Below are 3,220 nucleotides of genomic sequence, written 5' to 3' on the forward strand. Positions count from 1 at the left end.
TCGAAGTAGACCCGCATCACGATTTCCAGCTGATCCTGGTACTTGTCACGCAGAGTCTTGAGGCGCTTGCCGTATTCGATGGCGGCGACCGGATCATGGATGGAGCAAGGACCAATAACCACCAGCAGACGCTGATCGTCGCCGGTCAGGATGTTGTGGATCCCCTGGCGGGACTCAAATACGGTGGAGACGGCCGCCTCGGTCGCCGGAAACTTCTCAAGCACCGCAACCGGGGGCAATAACTCTTTGATTTCACTGATACGAACGTCGTCGGTTTGATGCTGCATACTTCGGCTTCCTGCTTGGCTAGACACATTGCTTGCACCAATCTAGCCCGAGCGGGGCCAGGGTGTAAATAGAAAATTACATCGTACAATAAAATATCTTCAAGCCTACCATTGCATGTTACTGAAATGATGCTAGCCAATCGTGTTCGGTGTGCCCAGCCCATGAAAAAGGCCCGCAAGATGCGGGCCTTTGCTCAAGGTGCCAGGGGCGACAGGCCGCCCGTCAAACCACCTGGCTGATGCTGGCGAGCTTCTCGAAGTAATCGGGGAAGGTCTTGGAGGTGCAACCCGGATCATTGATGGTCACCGCCGTATCTGACAGCGCCACCAGGGAGAAGCACATGGCGATGCGATGATCGTTGTAGGTATCGATGGCCGCATGCTGCAACTGGGCAGCCGGGGTCACTGTGATGAAGTCGTGACCCTCCTCCACCTCTACGCCCAGCTTGCGCAGCTCGGTCGCCATGGCAAACAGACGATCCGTCTCCTTCACCCGCCAGTTGTAGATGTTGCGGATGGAGGTGGGCCCCTTCGCAAACAGTGCCGTGGTGGCGATGGTCATGGCCGCATCCGGGATCTGGTTCATGTCCATGTCGATGCCATGCAGCGGCGCCTGCTCGGCTTCGATGAAATCGTCGCCCCAGGTGATGCGCGCGCCCATCTTCTCCAGCACGTCGGCAAAGTGAATATCACCCTGAATGCTGTGCTTGCCGATGCCGGTGACGCGCACCTTGCCCTTGATGGCGCCCGCGGCCAGGAAGTAGGAGGCGCTGGAGGCATCCCCTTCCACCAGGAAGTCACCCGGGCTGACATAGCTCTGGTTGCCCTTGATGTAGAAGGTCTGATAGTTGTCGTGCTCAATCACCACACCGAACTGCTTCATGATGTGCAGGGTGATGTCGATGTAGGGTTTGGAGACCAGCTCGCCCTTGATGTGAATGCGGGTATCACCGGCAGCCATGGGCGCCGCCATCAGGAAGGCGGTCAGGAACTGGCTGGAGACGGAGCCATCTATGTGAACATCCCCGCCCCACAGGCCCTTGGCATCGATGGCCAGCGGCGGGAAGCCATCGCGCTTGAGGTATTGCACATGGGCACCGGCCTCGCGCAGGGCGTCAACCAGATGGCCGATGGGGCGCTCTTCCATGCGCGGCTCGCCGGTCAGCATGTACTCGCCTGACCCTAAGCACAGCGCCGCGCACAGCGGTCGCATGGCGGTACCGGCGTTGCCGAGAAAGAGCGTGACAGGGTCGCTCACCGCGAAGCTGCGGCCCAAACCTTGCACTTCGCACTGCGTCTTGTCGGCGGATAGCTTGTATTTGACGCCGAGCTGGCCGAGGGCCGCCAGCATGTGGCGAATGTCATCGCTGTCGAGCAGGTTGGTGAGACGGGTGGTGCCCCGTGCCAGGGCTGCCAGCAGCAGGGCTCGATTAGAGACGCTCTTGGAGCCGGGTAAGTTCACGACCCCTTCGACACGGGCGATAGGTTCCAAACGCAACGAATTCATAGCCTTCCTGTACTGATATCAAAAAACACCTGCCCGGACGTTATCAGCCAAGGGGAAGGAGGGCAAGGCTCTTGCTTGCGCCCTGCCATCCCCTGGCGTGCAGGGTGGGTGTCAAAGTGAAACGAGACGGCGCCCCGAGGAGCGCCGTTGCATGAAACTGGCGGTAACAACTGAGTGCGCGGTGGGGCCGCAGGGGCAAGCTGCGGCCCCTGCGGCTCAACCGTGCTGCTTGGCGAAGCGCTCCATGAAGCTGACCAGCGCCTCGACCCCGGCCAGCGGCATGGCGTTATAGAGGCTGGCCCGCATGCCGCCGACGATGCGATGACCCTTGAGTGCCAGCAGGCCCGCGGCTTCGGATTCGGCAAGGAACAGCTTGTCCAGGGCGTCATCCTTGAGCTGGAAGGGCACGTTCATGCGCGAACGGCAGGCAACATCCACCTGGTTGGCGTAGAAGCTGGAGTCATCGATATAGCCATAGAGCAATTCGGCCTTGGCACGGTTGCGCGCCTCTATTTCGCCTAGGCCACCCTGATCTTTGAGCCACTCGAACACCAGAGCGGCCAGATACCAAGCATAGGTGGGCGGGGTGTTGAACATGGAGTCATGCTTGGCGGTCAGGGCATAGTCAAACACCGCGGGTACGTCCGCCCGGGCCTGGGTCAGCAGATCGTCACGGACGATGGCGATGGCCAGACCGGAGGGGCCGATGTTCTTCTGGGCACCGGCATAGATGACCCCGAAGCGGCTGATATCGAGGGAGCGAGACAGTATGGTGGAGGAGAGATCCGCCACCAGCGGCACCGAACCTGTGGCCGGGATGTCAAACATCTCTATGCCATCAATGGTTTCGTTCGGGCAGTAATGGACATAGGCGGCATCGCTGCGAAACGCCGGGGTCGGCAGCAGCTGGCTGACGCCTTGCGCCGTCTTGGTCACACCGGCGTGGGTGAGGATGTCGCCATACTTGTGCGCCTCGTCCACGGCACTCTGGGCCCAGACACCGGTCAGCAGATAGTCGGCCTTCTTGTTGGCACCGCCGAGCAGGTTCATGGGCACCGCAGAGAACTGACCGCGACCGCCGCCATGCATGAACAGCACCTTGTAGTTGGCCGGGATGGCGAGCAGCTCGCGCAAGTCAGCCTCGGCCTTCTCGGCAACCGCCATGAAGGGCTTGCCACGATGGGAGAGCTCCATGACAGAGGCACCCAATCCCTGGAAATTACAAAATTCGCGCTGGGCGCGTTCCATGACTTCGACCGGCAACATGGCGGGGCCGGCGCAGAAGTTGTAAACCTGTTTGCTCATGACACTTTCCGTGAGGTGGTAAAGAGTGAAGGACTTCCCCGTTTTTACACGAAACCGCGCCCCTTCGGCAAAGGATTTTTGGGAGCTGGCTCAAGGTTTTGCCCCCCTGCCCTTGCCGATC

Annotated in this window: 2 protein-coding genes and 1 pseudogene; all 3 read right to left on the minus strand. The window is 60.4% G+C overall.

The window, feature by feature from the left end; all coding sequences use genetic code 11:
• Positions 1–287, minus strand: a pseudogene (locus BN1130_RS02565) (3-deoxy-7-phosphoheptulonate synthase); the annotation flags it as partial.
• A 223-nt stretch (positions 288–510) separates the two neighbouring features.
• Positions 511–1,794 (minus strand): 3-phosphoshikimate 1-carboxyvinyltransferase, encoded by a 1,284-nt coding sequence (aroA, locus tag BN1130_RS02570; RefSeq protein WP_042040116.1) that lies wholly within the window; start codon positions 1,792–1,794, stop codon positions 511–513.
• 216 nt (positions 1,795–2,010) lie between these two features.
• On the minus strand, positions 2,011–3,099 hold the full coding sequence (gene serC, locus BN1130_RS02575; RefSeq protein WP_042040118.1) for a 3-phosphoserine/phosphohydroxythreonine transaminase: 1,089 nt from the start codon (positions 3,097–3,099) through the stop codon (positions 2,011–2,013).
• Between the last annotated feature and the right edge of the window lie 121 nt (positions 3,100–3,220).

It is taken from the genome of Aeromonas rivuli (assembly GCF_000820045.1).
Lineage (GTDB): Bacteria > Pseudomonadota > Gammaproteobacteria > Enterobacterales > Aeromonadaceae > Aeromonas > Aeromonas rivuli.

Bases quoted from the DNA above. Each gene is read 5' to 3' on its own strand.
- aroA (WP_042040116.1), bottom strand. From the start codon at position 1,794: ATGAATTCGTTGCGTTTGGAACCTATCGCCCGTGTCGAAGGGGTCGTG.
- serC (WP_042040118.1), bottom strand. From the start codon at position 3,099: ATGAGCAAACAGGTTTACAACTTCTGCGCCGGCCCCGCCATGTTGCCG.